General features: G+C 40.2%; 16 protein-coding genes. 7 read left to right on the top strand and 9 right to left on the bottom strand.

The window, feature by feature from the left end; genetic code table 11:
- Window positions 1-52: 52 nt before the first annotated feature.
- Window positions 53-1,234 (bottom strand): DHH family phosphoesterase, encoded by a 1,182-nt coding sequence (locus tag IEV52_RS14130; protein WP_188403154.1) that lies wholly within the window; start codon window positions 1,232-1,234, stop codon window positions 53-55.
- A 76-nt stretch (window positions 1,235-1,310) separates the two neighbouring features.
- A complete protein-coding gene (locus tag IEV52_RS14125) occupies window positions 1,311-2,552 on the bottom strand; it encodes a helix-turn-helix domain-containing protein (RefSeq protein ID WP_188403153.1) in 1,242 nt (413 codons plus the stop codon).
- 355 nt (window positions 2,553-2,907) lie between these two features.
- Here IEV52_RS14125 and IEV52_RS14120 point away from each other — a divergent pair, with 355 nt between their 5' ends.
- The 3 genes from IEV52_RS14120 to IEV52_RS14110 all read left to right on the top strand — a co-directional run bounded on the left by IEV52_RS14120 (window position 2,908) and on the right by IEV52_RS14110 (window position 6,890).
- Complete coding sequence (locus IEV52_RS14120) at window positions 2,908-6,336, top strand: S8 family serine peptidase (RefSeq protein WP_188403152.1); 3,429 nt, start codon at window positions 2,908-2,910, stop codon at window positions 6,334-6,336.
- A 27-nt stretch (window positions 6,337-6,363) separates the two neighbouring features.
- Window positions 6,364-6,525, top strand: a complete 162-nt coding sequence (locus IEV52_RS14115; RefSeq protein ID WP_188403151.1) for a hypothetical protein — start codon at window positions 6,364-6,366, stop codon at window positions 6,523-6,525.
- 95 nt (window positions 6,526-6,620) lie between these two features.
- Window positions 6,621-6,890: a hypothetical protein gene (locus tag IEV52_RS14110; protein ID WP_188403150.1), complete on the top strand. Its 270-nt coding sequence runs from the start codon at window positions 6,621-6,623 to the stop codon at window positions 6,888-6,890.
- A 130-nt stretch (window positions 6,891-7,020) separates the two neighbouring features.
- On the opposite strand, the gene corA is transcribed toward IEV52_RS14110, so the two are convergent.
- The 4 genes from corA to IEV52_RS14090 all read right to left on the bottom strand — a co-directional run bounded on the left by corA (window position 7,021) and on the right by IEV52_RS14090 (window position 11,338).
- Window positions 7,021-7,974 carry a magnesium/cobalt transporter CorA gene (gene corA / locus IEV52_RS14105; protein ID WP_188403149.1) on the bottom strand — a complete coding sequence of 318 codons (954 nt, stop codon included), beginning with the start codon at window positions 7,972-7,974 and terminating at the stop codon, window positions 7,021-7,023.
- Window positions 7,975-8,139: 165 nt separating this feature from the next.
- Window positions 8,140-9,540, bottom strand: a complete 1,401-nt coding sequence (locus tag IEV52_RS14100; protein ID WP_229754296.1) for a sensor histidine kinase — start codon at window positions 9,538-9,540, stop codon at window positions 8,140-8,142.
- Window positions 9,530-10,216: a response regulator transcription factor gene (locus IEV52_RS14095; protein WP_188403147.1), complete on the bottom strand. Its 687-nt coding sequence runs from the start codon at window positions 10,214-10,216 to the stop codon at window positions 9,530-9,532. The genes IEV52_RS14100 and IEV52_RS14095 overlap by 11 nt, the downstream gene beginning before the upstream one ends.
- A 72-nt stretch (window positions 10,217-10,288) precedes the next feature.
- The gene (locus tag IEV52_RS14090) at window positions 10,289-11,338 is read right to left on the bottom strand and encodes a coiled-coil domain-containing protein (RefSeq protein WP_188403146.1); all 1,050 of its coding nucleotides are present in this window, start codon (window positions 11,336-11,338) and stop codon (window positions 10,289-10,291) included.
- A gap of 328 nt (window positions 11,339-11,666) precedes the next feature.
- On the opposite strand from IEV52_RS14090, the gene IEV52_RS14085 reads away from it, so the two are divergent.
- The 4 genes from IEV52_RS14085 (at window position 11,667) to IEV52_RS14070 (ending at window position 14,033) form a co-directional block, all read left to right on the top strand.
- Window positions 11,667-12,824 carry an acyl-CoA dehydrogenase family protein gene (locus tag IEV52_RS14085; protein WP_188403145.1) on the top strand — a complete coding sequence of 386 codons (1,158 nt, stop codon included), beginning with the start codon at window positions 11,667-11,669 and terminating at the stop codon, window positions 12,822-12,824.
- Between the two features lie 244 nt (window positions 12,825-13,068).
- The gene (locus IEV52_RS14080) at window positions 13,069-13,503 is read left to right on the top strand and encodes a VOC family protein (protein WP_188403144.1); all 435 of its coding nucleotides are present in this window, start codon (window positions 13,069-13,071) and stop codon (window positions 13,501-13,503) included.
- A complete protein-coding gene (locus tag IEV52_RS14075) occupies window positions 13,500-13,787 on the top strand; it encodes a hypothetical protein (protein ID WP_188403143.1) in 288 nt (95 codons plus the stop codon). The genes IEV52_RS14080 and IEV52_RS14075 overlap by 4 nt, the downstream gene beginning before the upstream one ends.
- A gap of 102 nt (window positions 13,788-13,889) precedes the next feature.
- On the top strand, window positions 13,890-14,033 hold the full coding sequence (locus IEV52_RS14070) for a hypothetical protein (protein ID WP_188403142.1): 144 nt from the start codon (window positions 13,890-13,892) through the stop codon (window positions 14,031-14,033).
- 49 nt (window positions 14,034-14,082) lie between these two features.
- Here IEV52_RS14070 and IEV52_RS14065 read toward each other — a convergent pair whose 3' ends face one another.
- The 3 genes from IEV52_RS14065 to IEV52_RS14055 form a co-directional block, all read right to left on the bottom strand.
- The gene (locus IEV52_RS14065) at window positions 14,083-14,736 is read right to left on the bottom strand and encodes a TetR/AcrR family transcriptional regulator (protein WP_188403141.1); all 654 of its coding nucleotides are present in this window, start codon (window positions 14,734-14,736) and stop codon (window positions 14,083-14,085) included.
- A 67-nt stretch (window positions 14,737-14,803) separates the two neighbouring features.
- Entirely contained in the window at window positions 14,804-15,841 is a 1,038-nt protein-coding gene (locus IEV52_RS14060; RefSeq protein ID WP_188403140.1) for an ABC transporter permease, read from the bottom strand.
- Entirely contained in the window at window positions 15,831-16,559 is a 729-nt protein-coding gene (locus tag IEV52_RS14055; RefSeq protein ID WP_188403139.1) for an ABC transporter ATP-binding protein, read from the bottom strand. The genes IEV52_RS14060 and IEV52_RS14055 overlap by 11 nt, the downstream gene beginning before the upstream one ends.
- Window positions 16,560-16,734 lie beyond the last annotated feature (175 nt).

Here is a 16,734-nt window from a genome sequence, read left to right as displayed (position 1 = left end):
TATTTTTATAACAAAAAAGCCCAAACCTTAGAGGTTTAAGCTTTTAGAATAACTAATTGTTATTGATCTCATCATCACGCATGAGCCAGCCTTCAAAGTGGCGTTTCACGTAATTTTCAGCAGCCTGATAACTTTCAAACGTTTCATCCACAGGGTGTGTCTTGTGCGTAATCAGCCATGTTTGATTGTCTTCGGAATAGATCTTAGAAACTTCACGATGATTGTTTACATACAAACTTCCATCTGGATTTTCTTTGACGTTCTGCTCATTTTTCGGCGCATCGATGCGTCTAGGCTGTTCATGGAAAGCAGCAACGACAAACTTATCAAACGCTTCAGAAGTCATGTTGCCACCAGAAGCTTTTGGATGTCCTCCGCCACCGTATTGCTTTGCGTAGATCGAGCAATCCACTTCATCATGAATGGTACGCAACCCAATTCGCTTGTTGGCAATGTTTAATATGACAATTAGATCTAAGTGAGGGTTCTCACGGTTGATCTCGTTCCCGAGCTCAGAATGATAGCGTTCGGCATGAAGAATCCCTATTTTATATGTTTTCTGTTCAGAACCTTCACCCAAGGCCCACGTATCCCAGATTTCAACCATCTGACGCTGTTTCTTTTTTATGTAATCAGCGATGTTTTCTTCTTCAAGATCAAGGATCGTAGTCTCTGTTTCAGAGAACTCGAAGGAATCCCCTTTAAGACGTTCCATGATCTGATCTTCAAATTTATCAGGAGGGAGGATGAAGAACAAATCGTTTAAACGCTTTGCTTCTACCTTTTCATCAAACCATTCCCAAGTGTCATACAAACGAACAAGTTCTACATACTCATCTAGAGCACCCGTTGGTTTAATTTTCCCGTTTTCAATAAGGTACTCATAAAAAAGGGAAGTTGCACACGTTAAGCGTTCATCGTCATAACGAACTTGTACATGCCCCCAGTCAAAACCATTGAAATGAAGGGCAGTAGCATGGTGGTCGATCAGTTTTACTTTGCCGCCTTCATTGGCACGTTCGTCAAGGCGCATCATTAGTTCTTCATTTACAGCAATATCTGTAATAATGATTTCCGTCTTTCTTTCTTTTGGGTTATCGAGCAGCTGTTCAACACGGTCGTTAATCGTTCCGTGAGAACAATATGAAATTTTGCAGTTATCTCCGAATGCCAATTGTGCCAAATAGCCGCACGATTTTCCGTCTAAATCATTGTGTGAAAATAAATGAATCATGTCAGTATCCTCTCTATTTTGCTCTCTGTCTAGAGTATCGTCATAATGCATAAAGTTCAACCTTAAAAAATTTTTCCTATTCGGAAGTACTCATATATTTAACAGCAAGTTCAGCGGCCTTCTCATATTGAGAGGATTTTTTATAATAATGAAACATTTCTTTTTCATAAATCGTGAGAAGGGATTCATGGCCGACTTCCCTAAGGTACGGAAGAATTGTTGTTTCTAAATAATGATAATACTTTTCTTCACGGGAGTGATTGAGCATGATCTCAAGCAGATAAAAGACATGGATGTATGGCTGAATTTGCATTTTTTCAGCTAGAGACATGCCTAGATATATATGTTTTTTTAACTCTGATTTCTTCGATCTGCCGATAAGCAGGGAACAATGCACAATCCCTCGTCTCGCTCCTAATTCGATCAATGGAAGTGACTGAGATTCGCACACTTTTAACGCTTTCTTATAAGCGTCAATTGCTTCATCATAACGTCTTTTGCTGGAAAAATCGACGCCTAGGTTGTGCCAAAGGTTGGCAACTTTTTCGTTTTCCTGATAGGTATTACAGCTTTTGATCAAAGTGTGATAGCGTTCTACTGTATCATCAAAATGATTCAGATCATTGTGGCCCATCTGGATCAGCATCATTATTTCAGCATCAAGCATTCGTTTAAAGTTATTCGTATTTCTGAAATAGTTAAGAGCCAATCCTGCATAATGATAGGCCTTCACTTTCGACTGAACATGGTGATAGGCGCATGCAAGGTGATAATAGAATTCATGGTTGGGATATTCGATCGGATTTATCCGGGTCAAGTGCTTGATGGCATCATTCATTTTCCCCTGTGTCAGGCAATACGTGCCCCATGTATGTTCGAACAGGTTCCGTTCATACCGGTCAAAAGTTCCTTGGCGGTTCTGGCAGCTCTCTAAAAACCCTTTTCCTTTTAAGAAGTTTCCTTTAGTAAAGTAATAACGGGCGAGCAATATTTGATACGAGTTCTGCACTTCTGAAAGGTGGATAAAAGTATTGCCTTCGATCTCTTCTTTAATGACTTCCAGCTCTCCTAATTGCTGTTTGACCATGGCATCCAGCCATTCATGGAGCTTTTTCTCTAATTGTTCGTATCGTTTCCGTTCTCTTTCTAAATCAATATTTAGCCTTTTGCAAATCAATGAAGTGATCTCCAAAGAATATTGAGTGATGCCCCTTTCGATCTTGCTTAGGTGCGTAATGGAGCAAATTCCCTCACCGAGTTGCGCTTGAGTTAAGCTGGCTTTTTCCCGATACAGCTTAATGATTAACCCTTCCTTCATGCATCTCCACTCCAGTTATAAATTTTTTCTATAATAGCACGAATTTCCAACCGTAAATAGAGGATCAGAAGTGGTTAGACATCATTTCTCTTTTTTAAAATAAGCTGATTAAAACAACAGGAAAACTAAGATTTGGGAAAATTGAATTGATATGTAATAGCCATAAAACATATATTCTTCCATTATTTCATGTCATAAGAACTAGTACTTGCAGGATGTATCCCGTTTACTAGTAAGATAGGACCTGGTATGGGACTTAATTGACCTCGCAAAAACCCCAATTTACTTCACGACCTTGTCTCTCTATGATGAAAAGTAGAAATAGTTTGAATATTATGGATTAGAGGGTGAGGGAATGAGTGGTATGAAAAGAAAAGTGTTGCCTTCGTTTTTGGCATGTGTGGTTGCTGCGAGTACGTTTGGATCATCGGTCAGCGCTGATTTCATGATCTCAAAGTATGATCAAGCGCCAAAATCAGAGACGTTAGAGAAGTTCATGCAATTTGGTTCAACTACACAACAAAACAATGACCCGTTGTATGGGCTGCAAAAAACTTCTTTTGATCCTAACGAAAAAGTAAGGGTTGTTGTTGAAGTAGAAGTGGACAAGCAATTGAAATCTGCGCCTGAGCAACAAGTGGAAAAAGTAAAGAAAGCCATTACAGCAAAGAGAAGCAATTCTACGGAAGTAAGGCATACGTATTCTAAAGGCTTCCACGGTTTTAGCTTAGAGACAACACTGGGAGAAGCCCAAAAATGGGCAAAGCTGGAAGGTGTAAAAGAAGTGCGTTTAGCCAAGCAATACGAGCATACGGTTGTAAACAGCAAAGAACTTGTTGAGGCAATGAACACCTGGACAAAATACAACACGCGCGGAGAAGGTATGGTCGTTGCCGTCGTTGATTCAGGAATCGATCACCGCCATGAAGCGATGCAGCTATCTGACGGAGGGAAAAAGAAAGCAAAGTTTACAGAGGAGAACATCCAGGATGAATTGAACAGAACGTCTGTAGATGACGTTTGGTACACTGATAAAGTGCCTACTGGCTATGATTGGGCAGATAAAGATACCAACGTTATTCCGACAACGAGCTCCCATGGAACACACGTAGCCGGAATCGTAGGTGCTTATGAAGAGTCGCAAAAAAAGGCGGTTGGGGTAGCTCCAGATGTACAGCTGTTGGCGGAAAAGGTTTTCTCTGATAAAGGAGCAGGTGCTTATGATGACGATATTGCAGCGGGAATCTACCATGCGGTTGAAGTTGGAGCAGATGTCATCAACTTAAGCCTTGGTTCTGAAGCAGGGAACGCAGACCCGAACGATCCAGTACAGCTCGCGATCCAATATGCAACAGAACAAGGGGTACTCGTTGTAGCGGCAGCGGGGAATGCTGCATACAGCACAAAAAATAACCTATTAACCAGATCTCAACTTCCATTAGCCAAAAATCCTGACATTGGTTTAGTAGGGGATCCGGGTGTGACGCCATATGCACTACAGGTGGCGTCTTCTGAAAACGACTTAATGACAGTAGATGCACTGCGCTTGTCTGACGGCAGCCTGATGGGTTATCAGATCCAGCCAGGCATTAAGAAATTAATCGGCAACCTGGATCCTTCAAAAGAGTACGACTTGGCATTTGTGGGCGAGGGAAGAGCTGCAGATATGAAAAACCTTGATCTGCAGGGAAAAATCGTTGTAGCTCAGCCGTTGCAAAACTACGCATTATATACGTATATTCAGAGTGAAGCAAGCCGTAAAGGCGCTGTAGCCGCCATGGTCATTCCTCCGTCTCCTGTTACAGCATACGCAAACTTGTTCTTTAGCCCATACTTTATTCCTGCTGTAACAACCGATCAAGTGAACGGGAACCAGCTTGCTGAGCGTTTAAAAGCTGGTGAGAAAATAACCGTTCAGCTAACAGACGAAACATTAAAAGTTCAAAATACAGCAACCGAGCCGATGTCTACATTCTCGTCTTTTGGGTCTCCAACAGATTTAAGCTTCAAGCCTGAAATAACAGCACCCGGTGGGAAGATTTATTCTACCGTAATCAATAATCAGTACGAGACAATGAGCGGAACGTCTATGTCAAGTCCTCATGTTGCTGCGGGAGGGGCTCTGCTTCTACAGCATTACTATCAAGAGCTACAGCTGCCTAAAAAGATGGAAACGGTTTTACAAGCAAAGAACGCTCTTATGAATACATCAGAAACGATGACGAATCCAAAGCATGATAACACGCTTTATTCACCTAGAAGGCAAGGTTCTGGCATGATGAAGATCGAACAAGCCGTTAAGACTCCATACCTTCTTGAACATGTAGGTGTACCTTTAGAGCAGGCAGCATCTGTAGCCTTAAAGGAAGTGGATCGCAAGTTTGATTTTACCCTGAACGTAGAACCTTTAAAGAAAAATCTAGTGAAACCGCATCATCAGTATGATATACAGATTGATCTTATTACAGATGAAACAGAAAAGCAGACACACGCAGGTGTTGAAAGGGAATACTTAACGCTGAATTCGGTTCCGGTTAATGGAGCAGACATCAAGATAAACGGGAAAACGTATGATCCGACAGAAGCGTATACGTATAAGCCGGGCCGAGATGAAGAAGTAAAGATTTCCGTCACGCTGCCTGAAGAGTTAAGCAAGGGGCGTTTCATCGAAGGCTATGTTCGCTTTGTGCCTAAAGGCAGTTCTGTTAAAGAGTTAACAACACTTACAGTTCCGCTGATGGGGTACTACGGCGAGTGGGACCAGATCGCGAATATTGATGAAAGTCCTGTTACCGGAGATGCATTCTTAGGTTATACCGTATTATTTAATGAGATTGATTCGCTGCCATTAGGGTATGACGGAACGACCGGAACGTTTGACAAAGAAAAGATCGGGGTTTCGCCAAGGTCGATCAGCTCGGGTGCATATCCAGCGTTTACTGCTTTTCGTAATCTAAAGGAAATGTCACTCAGCATACAGGATGATAAAGGGAATACAGTAACGGACATCGGCAATTTTAGTGAGTTTACAGAAGACGGAAGTCCATATCCTTTTAGAAAAAATATCATGAGCTATAGAGATTATTATTATAATTTTGAAGGGTTTTTCTGGAATTCTACGAATGATTCCGGGAATCTATTAAAAGACGGACAGTATTATTATGTCTATACGAGCACGTTAAACTACGAGGGAGCAAAACCGCAGGTTACGAAGATTCCTATTAAGGTAGATTCAGAGGCTCCGAAGGTTGAAAACATTAAGGTTACGGAGCAGGCAGATGGAAAATATCGCATCAGCTGGGATGTAAACGAAACAAGCACGGGCTATTTGGGCAGCATGGCGTGGGTAAACGGAAAATATCAAAGCGTAAAAGATGGGGCTAAAGAGTTCATCTCAAATATTAAACCAGAGCTAGTCACGATCTCTGCTATCGACTATGCAAGAAATGTAGGAGTGAACTACCTTGGTGATGAGAAATACCTGAATGCAGAACCTCTCATCAACTATCTTTCCATTTCTGGAACGGATGTAAACGAATCAAAGCCGGCTTACATTATGGCATTCGGCTACAAACGCCTGGACTGGCATTTTGAGATTACAGATGCACAAGGCCAGACACTCGAGGAAGCTGACATTTACAATGAACATTCCATCTATCAATTGCCATGGGTGCCAGACCGGGAATACCCGGATGGAGACTATTATGTAAAAGTTACCGTTAAAGATGAAAGTGGATTAACGCTAACGAGCGAACCAAAAAAGATAACCGTAAAACATAATTAAATTTACAGATTGGGCCAAAAGAACTTTATGGACAAAACCATAGGGTTCTTTTTATTATTTTCGATAAACATGCTGTCCCATACGATAATACTTGGATTAATTGCTGCATTCTTCCCGATGGTCTTAACTGTAGAAGGGCTTTTCTGGATTGTGGGAGGTTCACCGATATTTGTCGGATTTTCTATTTGATCATCTTGCCTAAGTATGATGTTGAAGAAAATGATGAAGCTGAATTAGAAAAGGTACCCGTTTAAAGGTGGAGATTATGTCTAGCCCCTTATATAATGGAAGTCGGAGGGGAAGTTATGGCCGTATTTCAAAGTATATTATTCTGGTTTTTTCTGATTTTGCCTATCATTCTGTTTATCGTTGCGGTTGCCAGAACATCTTGGGTGTTACTGCTTGTTAATTTGTTTTTAACACTCCCGCTTGTTTGGTTTGTTGGCTGGCTTACAGAGAGTTATGGTGCTGTTTTTGTTGTGTTTGCTATTCATCTTGTGACCGGTGTCTGGCTTTGGTCAAAAAGACAAAGACTGGATTTTAGATCATACTAAGGAAAGCTCTGCAAATAGAATTTGCAGAGCTTTTTTATTAAAGAAAGAAACTCTTTAATATTTATTTACTGGATATTATTCAATATTTAAGTAAGAACTAGGAAAGACCGGCTTATACTGCTAATCTTATTTATTTGTCCTTAAACCACCCTTTTCGAATAAACCAGAGTATCATTGAAATTCCGATAGTGAGCATGGCGCCTAGGACGATAAAGTAGCCATAGTGCCAGTGAAGCTCGGGCATATTATCAAAGTTCATTCCATAAATTCCAGCAATAAAGGTTAATGGCATGAATATGGTCGTGATCACGGTTAATGTTTTCATGATACGGTTCATTCGAAATGAGTTAAGGGAGATATAGTTATCCCTAATTTCAGAAGTCATCTCACGGCTCGATTCTACCATATGACTTAGCTTGATAAGATGATCGTGAACATCATGAAAATAAGCCATCTTCTTACTTGTTATTGGAAGTTTCTTTGATTCAGTTACCCGGTATAGAAGTTCACGCATAGGGATGATTGTCTTTCGCAATTTAATTAGCTCACTTCTAACAAGGAACGTTTCCTGAATAACAGCCTCATCAGATAAATTAAAATTACTCTCGATCGAAAGAATCTGATCTTCTATTTGTTGCAGGATAGGAAAATATGTATCAACTATTTTATCCATTATTTTATGTGTAATTTCAATGGGACCGACCTTGGTATAGTTTTTAACCTTCTGAAGGGTCTCCCAAAGCTGGTCGATTTCCGATATATCATCCAGATGGAAAGAAACTACATAATTTTCTCCCCAGAAAATATCCACTTCATGAGGCTCCAGATTTTGCAGATTCAATGCATGAACTACAAAAAAGCTGTGGTCTTCATAATATTCAAGTTTAGGGCGCTGTGTATAGTATAGACAATCCTCTACAGCAAGCGGATGAAAATCAAAAAAATCAGTAAGCATCTCACTTTCCGTAACAGTAGGCATACTGATATCTACCCAAAACCATTTCGTTAATGAAGTTTTTAAATCTTCTACAGCCGGATTTATTAGAACATTATTTTGTTGATCAACAGCAAGAATCCGTATCATTTACATCTCCTATTATAGGAATAGTTTTAGCTTTATTATTGCACATTTGATAATAAAAAACGACCGGCTGGGTAGGCCGGTCTCACTGGTGGGGAGGTTAGCTGTTGGAAGGTCTAACCTATAGTCAGAATAACACGAACAAACGTTCTTGTAAATCGTTCTGATTCATTTTTTCCAAAGTATTGAAAAAATAGTTCCTTGTGATGAACTTTTCTTTAAAAGAAGGTTTACCCCTAGTGCTTTTGCCAGCATTTTGCTAAATGGCAATCCAAGACCCAATCCACGTACTTTTAATTTCTTTTGTTCACCACGAAAGAATCGTTCAAAGATATAGGGCTGTTCACTTTCCGGAATACCTGAACCGTTGTCTATAATTTCAATCTCGTTCTTGTTTAACTTGATTGTAATCATGCCATTCTTTTGCAGAGCGTGGTATGCATTATTCAATAGATTGATTAAGATTTGCTGCAAACGAAGTGGATCAATTTCACGGAAAATCGCTAATTCCGGAACAACGACGCTGCAAGCCACTTCTTCATTCATCGTTATTCTCCATTGATGAACAATATCCTGAACCAATTCATTCATATTGCACGTTTCATTTCGAATCGTAAAAGCTCCTGCTGAAAGAGAGTTGTAATCTAACAGATCTTCTATCATTCTTTGTAAGCGATGAATTTCTTTCATGGTGATCTGCAAAAATTCTTCTCGTTCTTCACCAGAAACGATTCCGTCTTTAACGGCTTGTACTAGGCCGCTGATAGAAGTGACTGGTGTTTTTAAATCATGTGTAACACCAGCGAGCAATTCCGCCCGGAGTTTTTCTAAGTGGGTCAGCCGGCTGCTCATTTCTTCAAACGATGTTAAGAGCTCATAAATTTCCTGTTCTTTTGTGTCGGTGTTGAGATTGATTTCGTAGTTTCCTTCTTTAATAAGTGAAGCTGCATGTGCAACATCCTGTATGGGTTTTACAATTTTTTTTGTTAGCAGGTAAATAATTATCCATCCCAGGAGACCGAGCCCAATCAACAAAATGATAGGTAGCTGATATTCTTGCTCCACATCCGTTAATTCTGATGCATTTTGCATGACAATAACCCATCCTATTTGGTTATCGTTATACAAAATAGGCTTTTTAACGGCAAAAACACGTGTGTCGTTAAGTTGTACTTTTTGTACCGTACGATCACTTTCATATATCTCAGCAGGAATTTCCTGCAGACCATGAAATTCAGGCATCGTTCCTTCGAATTTCCTGTTCGAATTCAGGATTGTTCCATTCATATCTGCGATAAAAAGCTGTGGCGGATTATCCATTTGAAGAATCTTTGACCGTTCATTGAGCTTTCTGTCAAATAGAAAAAAATTATTTTTTCCATCATTAAGTGAGATGCGATCTGCCGTTTCTGCTGCCATATATTCCATGAGAGTTAACCGGTTTTCAAGAGCGGTATGTCTGATCCACCATAAAGAACAGACGCCAAGGATAAGCAGTCCGACAAAGAGGGTAAACAGATATCTTGTTGTCCAATACCTTAACAGCGTTGTTCGATTCTTATTTTTCATAAACACAGAACTGATACCCCAATCCCCGCAACGTTCGGATTTCTCCTTGTGATTCTGGCCATGTTGCCAGTGCTTGCCGTATTCGTTTTATTGCTAAATCTACAGCACGTTCGCTTCCGTCATAATCCAGTCCCCAAACTTGATCGATCAAATTTTGTCTTGTAAATGTCCGATTAGGTCTAGTTGCTAAAAAGAGGAGAAGGGAAAGGTCTTTAGGGGTTAAAACAACAGATTCTCCATTGATTTTAACAACATGAGAGTCGAGATTGATGCAAAGACTGCCATATTGTTTTGTATTTTCGGACTCTAAAACATTTGCAGAACGACGAAGAACAGCATTTACTCTTGCAATGACTTCTTCGCCGATAAAAGGCTTTGTAATATAATCGTCTGCCCCTTGATTTAAACCTTTTAACCGGTAATCGATGTCACCAAGAGCAGTTAGCATGATAACAGGGCAGGAACTGTTCTGACGGATTTCCTGAAGGATGCTCCATCCATCTCGATCTGGAAGCATTACATCTAATAAAACGAGATTAGGAGAATGTTCGTTAAAACGTTTAATTGCTGTCTCCCCATCAAATGCCTGGAGCACTTCAAATCCTTCATGTTTTAAGTATACCGTCAAAACTCTTGAAATCGTTTCTTCGTCTTCCACTACCAATATGGTTTTCATGGCCGCCCCTCCTGTTACCCTTACTATACTTGAAAAATCCCCAGTTTTATAGACTGGGGACTCTTTCAAAGCTTAAATTTCGTTTCGTGTTTCCACTGGATTTTCTTCATGCATTTTCAGCTTGATCTCAGCACCAGATGAAGCTCCTCCAAATGGCTTTCCACCTTCAAAGTGTCTGACTCCGCCATGATGACCTCCAGGGCCAAATACTCCTTTTCCGAATGGAAGGAAAAAGTCATCGTCTTTCAATTCTTTAAGCTTATCGGCATCTTTCTCTTGAATGGCTTGAATTAATTCTTTTGTTGTTTTATCCTTAGTTGAAATTCCCAGTTGCTTTGCCAAGTTTTGAACCTTTTTCTCTTGGACCTCAAACGCAATTTCAGGGATCGCTTTACCGTCAATCGTGATATTTAATTTTTTTGCTTCTGCTTTGACGTGGGCAGAAGTTACTTCATGAGCAAGTTCTCTGATTTCCTTCCCGTCCACCGTAATACCTAACTCTTTGGCTTCTTTCTTTATGGATGCTGCCATCACTTCCTGCTGCAGGGTTTGAATGTCTTTTCCATCTGTTGAGATGCCAAGTTCTTTAGCTTTTTTATTGAGTGACGTTAGATGGATGTCTTGCCTTAACGTTTCTGCATCTTTGCCATCAGTTGAAATACCGAGTTTCTTCGCTTCTTTTTTCAGCTGAGCTAAGTGAATCGCTTCGTGTAATTCGGCAGCATCTTTATCTTTTGTTGAGATTCCTAGATCCTTCGCTTTCTCCTGCAGCTTTGCCAGCTGTACTTCTTCTGCCAATGTTTCGATATCTTTGCCAGACGTCTTAATACCCAACTCTTTGGCTTCTTTTTTAATCTGTACATCACGTATTTCCTTCATTAGTGTTTCAGCATCTTTGTCTTTCGTGTTGATACCAAGCTTCTTTGCTTTCTCTAGCAGATCTTCAGAATTTCCTTTAAAGAAACCTCCGAAATGGTCATAGCCTTTCATTTTCATTACCCTTTTTTCCGGTGAGAATTCTGTTGAACCCGACTTATCATTGTCTGCTGCAAGAGACGTTGTAGCGTATCCTCCTACTAATAATGCTCCTGCAAGGGTAAACCCGATCACTGATTTCTTCATAATAATGTTTTCCTCCTAAATGCATAGTTTTGTTTAAGGCTGCTGTAAGGTTCGAACCTTGTACATATAATGTAACCATCGAAAATGTCAGCACTATGTCAGTAGAAAAAAATATTAAAAAAGTGAAAAGAATTTTTAAAAGTGAAAAATGATGCAACGAGCCCAAATAAAATAAGCCTTCGTATGATAACACCATGGAAATTGAATGTGTCAGGAATAAGTCAAAGGGGAATTATGGGACTAATACCTTGCCGTTTTTTATATAAAAGGCATACACTATACTTTAAATCCATAGTGTTCTGATATGTAAGGAAGGGATTGTCGTTTAGTGAATTATTTATACGATCACTATATAAAAAATAAAGAACAGCAAAAGTGGTTTGAAGTCATTGATGCTCTTGCAGTTAAGTTTGCTGAACGTGCAGACACATATGACCAAGAAGGCAGATTTCCATTTGAAAATGTAGATGAATTAAAAAATGCAGGTTATCTCTCTTTAACTATTCCTAAAGAGTTTGGCGGTGAAGGATTAAGTTTGTACGAGTTTGTTCTATTACAAGAAAGAATTGCTGCAGGCGATGCAGCCACAGCATTAAGTCTTGGCTGGCACCTTGGCTGTTTTCTGGAGTTGGCTGAAGAGAGAACGTGGAATGAAGATATGTTGAGAACATTGTGTGAAAAAGTGGTTCAAGATCAAGCTCTCATTAATCGTGCTGCAACAGAACCCGCAACAGGCAGCCCAACACGGGGAGGGATGCCCCAAACAAAAGCGGTTAAAGAAGGTGACCATTGGGTGATCAATGGTACAAAAACCTTTACATCCATGGCTCCGGCACTTGACTATGCAATTGTTTCGGCACAAGTAGGGGATACTGGAAAGAAAGGAAACTTTTTGATCCCTATGCATGCAAAGGGTGTAACCGTTGAAGAAACATGGGACACAGTGGCTATGCGTGGAACGCGGAGTGATGATCTTGTGCTGAAGGATGTAAAAGTAAATGAAAGCGCGCTAGTTGAAGAGGACCGTGGAAAAAGTGAACTGCCAAAAGCTTGGCTGCTTCACATTCCTGCTTGTTACATTGGTGTAGCCGTTGCTGCCCGGAACGAAGCCGTCCATTTTGCGAAAACGTATAGACCGAACAGTCTTCCTGGACCAATAGGGGAAGTTCCAGAAGTGCAGCGCAAGATCGGTGAAATGGAGTTAGAACTGTTCAAAGCAAGAGAGCTTATGTATTCCGTTGCTGCAAGATGGGTGAACGAACCTGGCGCACGAATGGAAATGGGACCTTCCTTAATGGCCGTAAAACATGTGGCGACCAACGCTGCTTCAAAAGTAGTAGATCTTGCGATGCGGATCGTTGGAGCTAGAAGCTTAGCGATGTCGAGTCCTTTGCAGCGTCATTACCGTGATGTGCGTGCAGGTCTTCATAATCCTCCGATGGATGATATCGTAATCAGTTCGCTCGCGAATAGAGCTTTGGAATAGTAGAGGAAGGACATCAAAAGTTTAAGAGCTTTTGGTGTCTTTTTTCTATTGGACAGATTAATTTGGAAAGTGGTCAGATTAATGAGATCCGCACGGTTAAGATTACAGTTACTTTGCTTCTTGGAAGGATTTTTGCCAAAAAAACGAAATATTATATAGAAGGAAATAAAAGTATGATCTTGGGACTATGGTAGGGCTGTTATTAAGCTATGTCATTTATTTTACACTATGAGGAGGAATGAAATTGAAAGGAAAACTAGTTCGTGTAGGCACAACATATGTGCCTGTTCAGTGTGTTGATCAATCAGCTAAGTGGTATGCTGAAAAACTCGGTGCAACCATCAACTATCAGGACGATGATAAAGCGATTCTTGACCTGGCTAACCAAAGTTTTTTCCTCGTAAAGTCACAAGAAAACGAGAATGCTAATTTCGTAGATCATAGAGGTACGAAGCGTTTCAGTTTAACATTTGAAGTAGACGGAATCGAATCACTCTATATGATTCATGAAGAATTTAGAGGTTATGGGATTCAAACGGGTGAAATTGAAGATCGAGGTCACACAGGTGAAAATTTTGTTTTTTCTGATCCAGATGGTAATACTTTTGATGTTTGGAGTGAATTGAGTCCAGCGTATAAGAAAATGCAAACACTACATGAAGCAGAGGTTAAGAAATGAGATGGGTGACCGGCATCTTCTTCTCGGTATTAGGTGTCCTATTGTTGACAAAAGGTCTGCATTTAAGATCAATAGGTTTGGTAGAAGTAGATGGTAACGGGATCGGCGTTTATTTTCTTGGGATGGAAATTAACGAGAAAGTGGAGGCAGCAGATATCATCTCCTATGCAAACGGCTTTTTAGGTTCAGGAACCATTTTTTTGCTGCTGGCGGTTTGTTTATTTGTTATCTTGCTTAAAGAAAAAAGAACATTTAAACCGCTTCAAAAGAAAAACCAGGCTTGAGGTTGGAACAAAGCGGGAAATTTCATAACACGATAAATGGTAACCAATGAGATCTTCTCACTGGTTTTTCTTTTACTCAAAAAGAGTTGAGGAGGTGAGTGTATGAAAAAAGGGATTGTTCTTATCCTGATATGCGGCGTATATTTATTTCTTGGCCATTCTTCAAAAGGATTGTCTCCCACAACCTCAGCTATCTTTACCAACCTATCTCACTTTACACCTGTAAGCCCTAAATTCGTTGAGTAGGGTAACAAAAAAACCGCCACTCTTATTGAGGACGGGTTTTTCCTATTATTCAGCGTTTGCCGCTTAATCCATATAAAATGAATTCTACAAGCTGGTCAATCTCTTTGTCATCATCCCATTCCTTCTCAGGAAAGAGAAGAAAACGTGGCAGGATATAACCGATGATGCTTGATGCTGACATCCGCATAATCGTTTCTGGTGGAAGGTCGATGATCTCGCCCTTTTCCTGAAAATGTTCGATGATCTTCTTAAACTTCTGGTAGACGTGCTCTGTAAAAAGTTGTTGAAAGGGTTCCCGAAGTTCATCGTGAAAAGCAATTTCTTGAATGAAAATCTTTAAGATAGGAAAATGTTTCCGGACAAACTCCAGTCGGTTCTTTGCAATAACTCTTAAGAAATCCTCATAATGTTCATACTCGTTTTCAAACACTTCTTTTGTAAAGGTTTTAATAAAGAAAGGAGCTGCAAACCTTGCTATCGTCGGAGTAACGATTGATAGCAACAGATCCTTTTTCGTTTTATAATGGCGGAAAATCGTCCCTTCAGCAACACCAGCTTTTTTTGCGATCTCACTTGTGGAAGAACCGGCATATCCTTTTTCCGAGAAGGTATCGATCGCAGCTTCTAGAATCTTGCGCTGCTTTTCACTCATGGTTGTATCGGTATCGTTAATTAATTCTGTAATCCATTCTGAATCGGACATGAGTCTTCTCCTTTAAAACATACATTTCCTTTCATTATAGACACAATTCAATCGTCGGACAAACTCATTATAATTTGCGATGTTTTTTTAGGGCAAGTACGTTTAGGGTCATAAACAATAATGAAAACCCAGCTAGAACGAGAACTTCATCATAAATTTGTGGCCAGCCGCCACCACGTATCATTACATCTCGCATCGCTTCACCGCCATATGTCAGGGGCATGATATAACTTAAGGGCTGCAGCCATTCTGCCATTGTTTCAATATTAAACAAACCGGAAAAAAATACTTGAGGTACTACAACGAGTGGAATGAACTGGATCATCTGAAGCTCGTTTTTTGCAAAAGCCGATAACAAAGTGCCGAGCGAAAGTGCAGTGAATGCAAGCATTAGTGTGATAAGAATCACGTACCAAATGGACCCAGCCATCATGATATCAAGTATAAAGATTGCGAACATGACGATGATCGCAGATTGAATAACTGTAAAGATTCCAAAACCTAATACGTAGCCGGCAACCATCTCCCACCTACGTAATGGTGTTGCAAGCAGCCTTTCCAATGTTCCAGTTGTTCTTTCTCGCAGGAACGAAACACCAGCGATTAAGAATACAAAAAAGAAAATAAAGAATCCGATTAGAAAGGGACCGATGTAATCAAACGTTTCCATGTCCGTGGAACCGTGCAGATAATTCACTTCTGGCTCCACTTCTTTTTGCTGACTTTCTTGAGGATTCATAGACTTAAGAGCTTGTTCAACGGTCATCATAACCGCTTTATTCGCCGTTGGATTGCTTCCTTCAAGTGTAATTTTTATTGAAGGCGGATCTATTTCGATTATAGCGTCCAGCTTTTTGGTTTCTAAATCATTAAAAGCTTTCGTGCTGGATTTGTAAGAAGTAAACGCTTCATCTGTTTCCTCAAGTTTTTCACTCAGCGTTGCCTGGTCACTTACAACTGCAATTTTTGGTTCGTAATCGTTTCCTGAAAAAACAAGATTAACGAGCGTCAGGATGAGTAATGGTGCGATAAACATCATTGCAAGTGTTCGCTTATCACGTATGAACTGGCGGATGATCCGTTTTACAAGTGCTTTAATTCTCATGTCGAGCACCTCCGTAATAAAGGAATGCTTCTTCTATCGTTGTACTTGAAGTAGATTCTCTTAACTGCTGTGGTGAGCCTGAAGCTATCAATCTCCCATCACGAAGCATGCCAAGCTGACCACATTTTTCAGCTTCATCCATAACGTGCGTGGTCACAAGTATGGTTGTTCCCATATCACTTAGTTTGTAAAGTTCCTTCCAAATTGACTGGCGAAGAACGGGATCGATACCGACAGTAGGTTCATCCAGAATTAATATATCGGGCTCATGCAAAAGGGCAGCCGCTAAGGACAGGCGTCTTTTCATACCGCCTGAATATTGGTGAACAGGTTTCTTTAGAAAATCAGTCAAGTTCACAAGTGATGCAGCATGTTCGATCCGTTCTCTTTGTCTTTTTCCTTTTAACCCATATATAGATGCAAAGAACTCTAAATTTTCATTGCCGCTCAATTCAAGGTAAAGGGCGTCAGACTGAGCCATAAATCCGATTTGTGTCATATTTCGAAGATTTGGCATGAGTGTGTTGAGAACTTTAATCTTGCCGTCACTGGGTGTTTCAATTCCTGCAATCATTTTTACAAGTGTTGTTTTCCCGGCACCTGAAGGACCGAGCAACCCGTAGATCTCATTTTTTTTAACAGTTAACGAAATATCTTCTAACACATGATGGGATCCGAAACTTTTAGAAACATTGGATACTTGAATAACAGCATTCATAAGAAACCTCCTTAAAGGTTGGATTAAAGGGGAAGGAAATGAGTAATCACTCATTTTGTTGTTATCAGCATATGCCAGTGGACAAAAGTTTGTCAAGTGAGTACTCACTCATTTTTTTGTGTGCTTTTCTTTTTAAACTTAATCCAATAGGTTATCCCTCTTAAAGCCTTCTCGT

The sequence above is a fragment of the Fictibacillus barbaricus genome (assembly GCF_014635025.1).
Classification (GTDB): Bacteria; Bacillota; Bacilli; order Bacillales; family Fictibacillaceae; genus Fictibacillus; species Fictibacillus barbaricus.
The sequence above is the reverse complement of the archived record's forward strand: the minus strand, read 5'-3'. Positions and strand labels throughout refer to the sequence as shown.

What these genes read in the sequence shown, in the direction of transcription:
- IEV52_RS14125 (WP_188403153.1), bottom strand. Translation starts at nt 2,552, where the DNA reads ATGAAGGAAGGGTTAATCATTAAGCTGTATCGGGAAAAAGCCAGCTTA.
- IEV52_RS14095 (WP_188403147.1), bottom strand. Translation starts at nt 10,216, where the DNA reads ATGAAAACCATATTGGTAGTGGAAGACGAAGAAACGATTTCAAGAGTT.
- IEV52_RS14070 (WP_188403142.1), top strand. Translation starts at nt 13,890, where the DNA reads ATGAAAAAAGGGATTGTTCTTATCCTGATATGCGGCGTATATTTATTT.
- IEV52_RS14120 (WP_188403152.1), top strand. Translation starts at nt 2,908, where the DNA reads ATGAGTGGTATGAAAAGAAAAGTGTTGCCTTCGTTTTTGGCATGTGTG.
- IEV52_RS14100 (WP_229754296.1), bottom strand. Translation starts at nt 9,540, where the DNA reads ATGAAAAATAAGAATCGAACAACGCTGTTAAGGTATTGGACAACAAGA.
- IEV52_RS14055 (WP_188403139.1), bottom strand. Translation starts at nt 16,559, where the DNA reads ATGAATGCTGTTATTCAAGTATCCAATGTTTCTAAAAGTTTCGGATCC.
- IEV52_RS14075 (WP_188403143.1), top strand. Translation starts at nt 13,500, where the DNA reads ATGAGATGGGTGACCGGCATCTTCTTCTCGGTATTAGGTGTCCTATTG.
- IEV52_RS14110 (WP_188403150.1), top strand. Translation starts at nt 6,621, where the DNA reads ATGGAAGTCGGAGGGGAAGTTATGGCCGTATTTCAAAGTATATTATTC.
- corA (WP_188403149.1), bottom strand. Translation starts at nt 7,974, where the DNA reads ATGATACGGATTCTTGCTGTTGATCAACAAAATAATGTTCTAATAAAT.
- IEV52_RS14130 (WP_188403154.1), bottom strand. Translation starts at nt 1,234, where the DNA reads ATGATTCATTTATTTTCACACAATGATTTAGACGGAAAATCGTGCGGC.
- IEV52_RS14060 (WP_188403140.1), bottom strand. Translation starts at nt 15,841, where the DNA reads ATGAGAATTAAAGCACTTGTAAAACGGATCATCCGCCAGTTCATACGT.
- IEV52_RS14090 (WP_188403146.1), bottom strand. Translation starts at nt 11,338, where the DNA reads ATGAAGAAATCAGTGATCGGGTTTACCCTTGCAGGAGCATTATTAGTA.
- IEV52_RS14065 (WP_188403141.1), bottom strand. Translation starts at nt 14,736, where the DNA reads ATGTCCGATTCAGAATGGATTACAGAATTAATTAACGATACCGATACA.
- IEV52_RS14115 (WP_188403151.1), top strand. Translation starts at nt 6,364, where the DNA reads ATGGACAAAACCATAGGGTTCTTTTTATTATTTTCGATAAACATGCTG.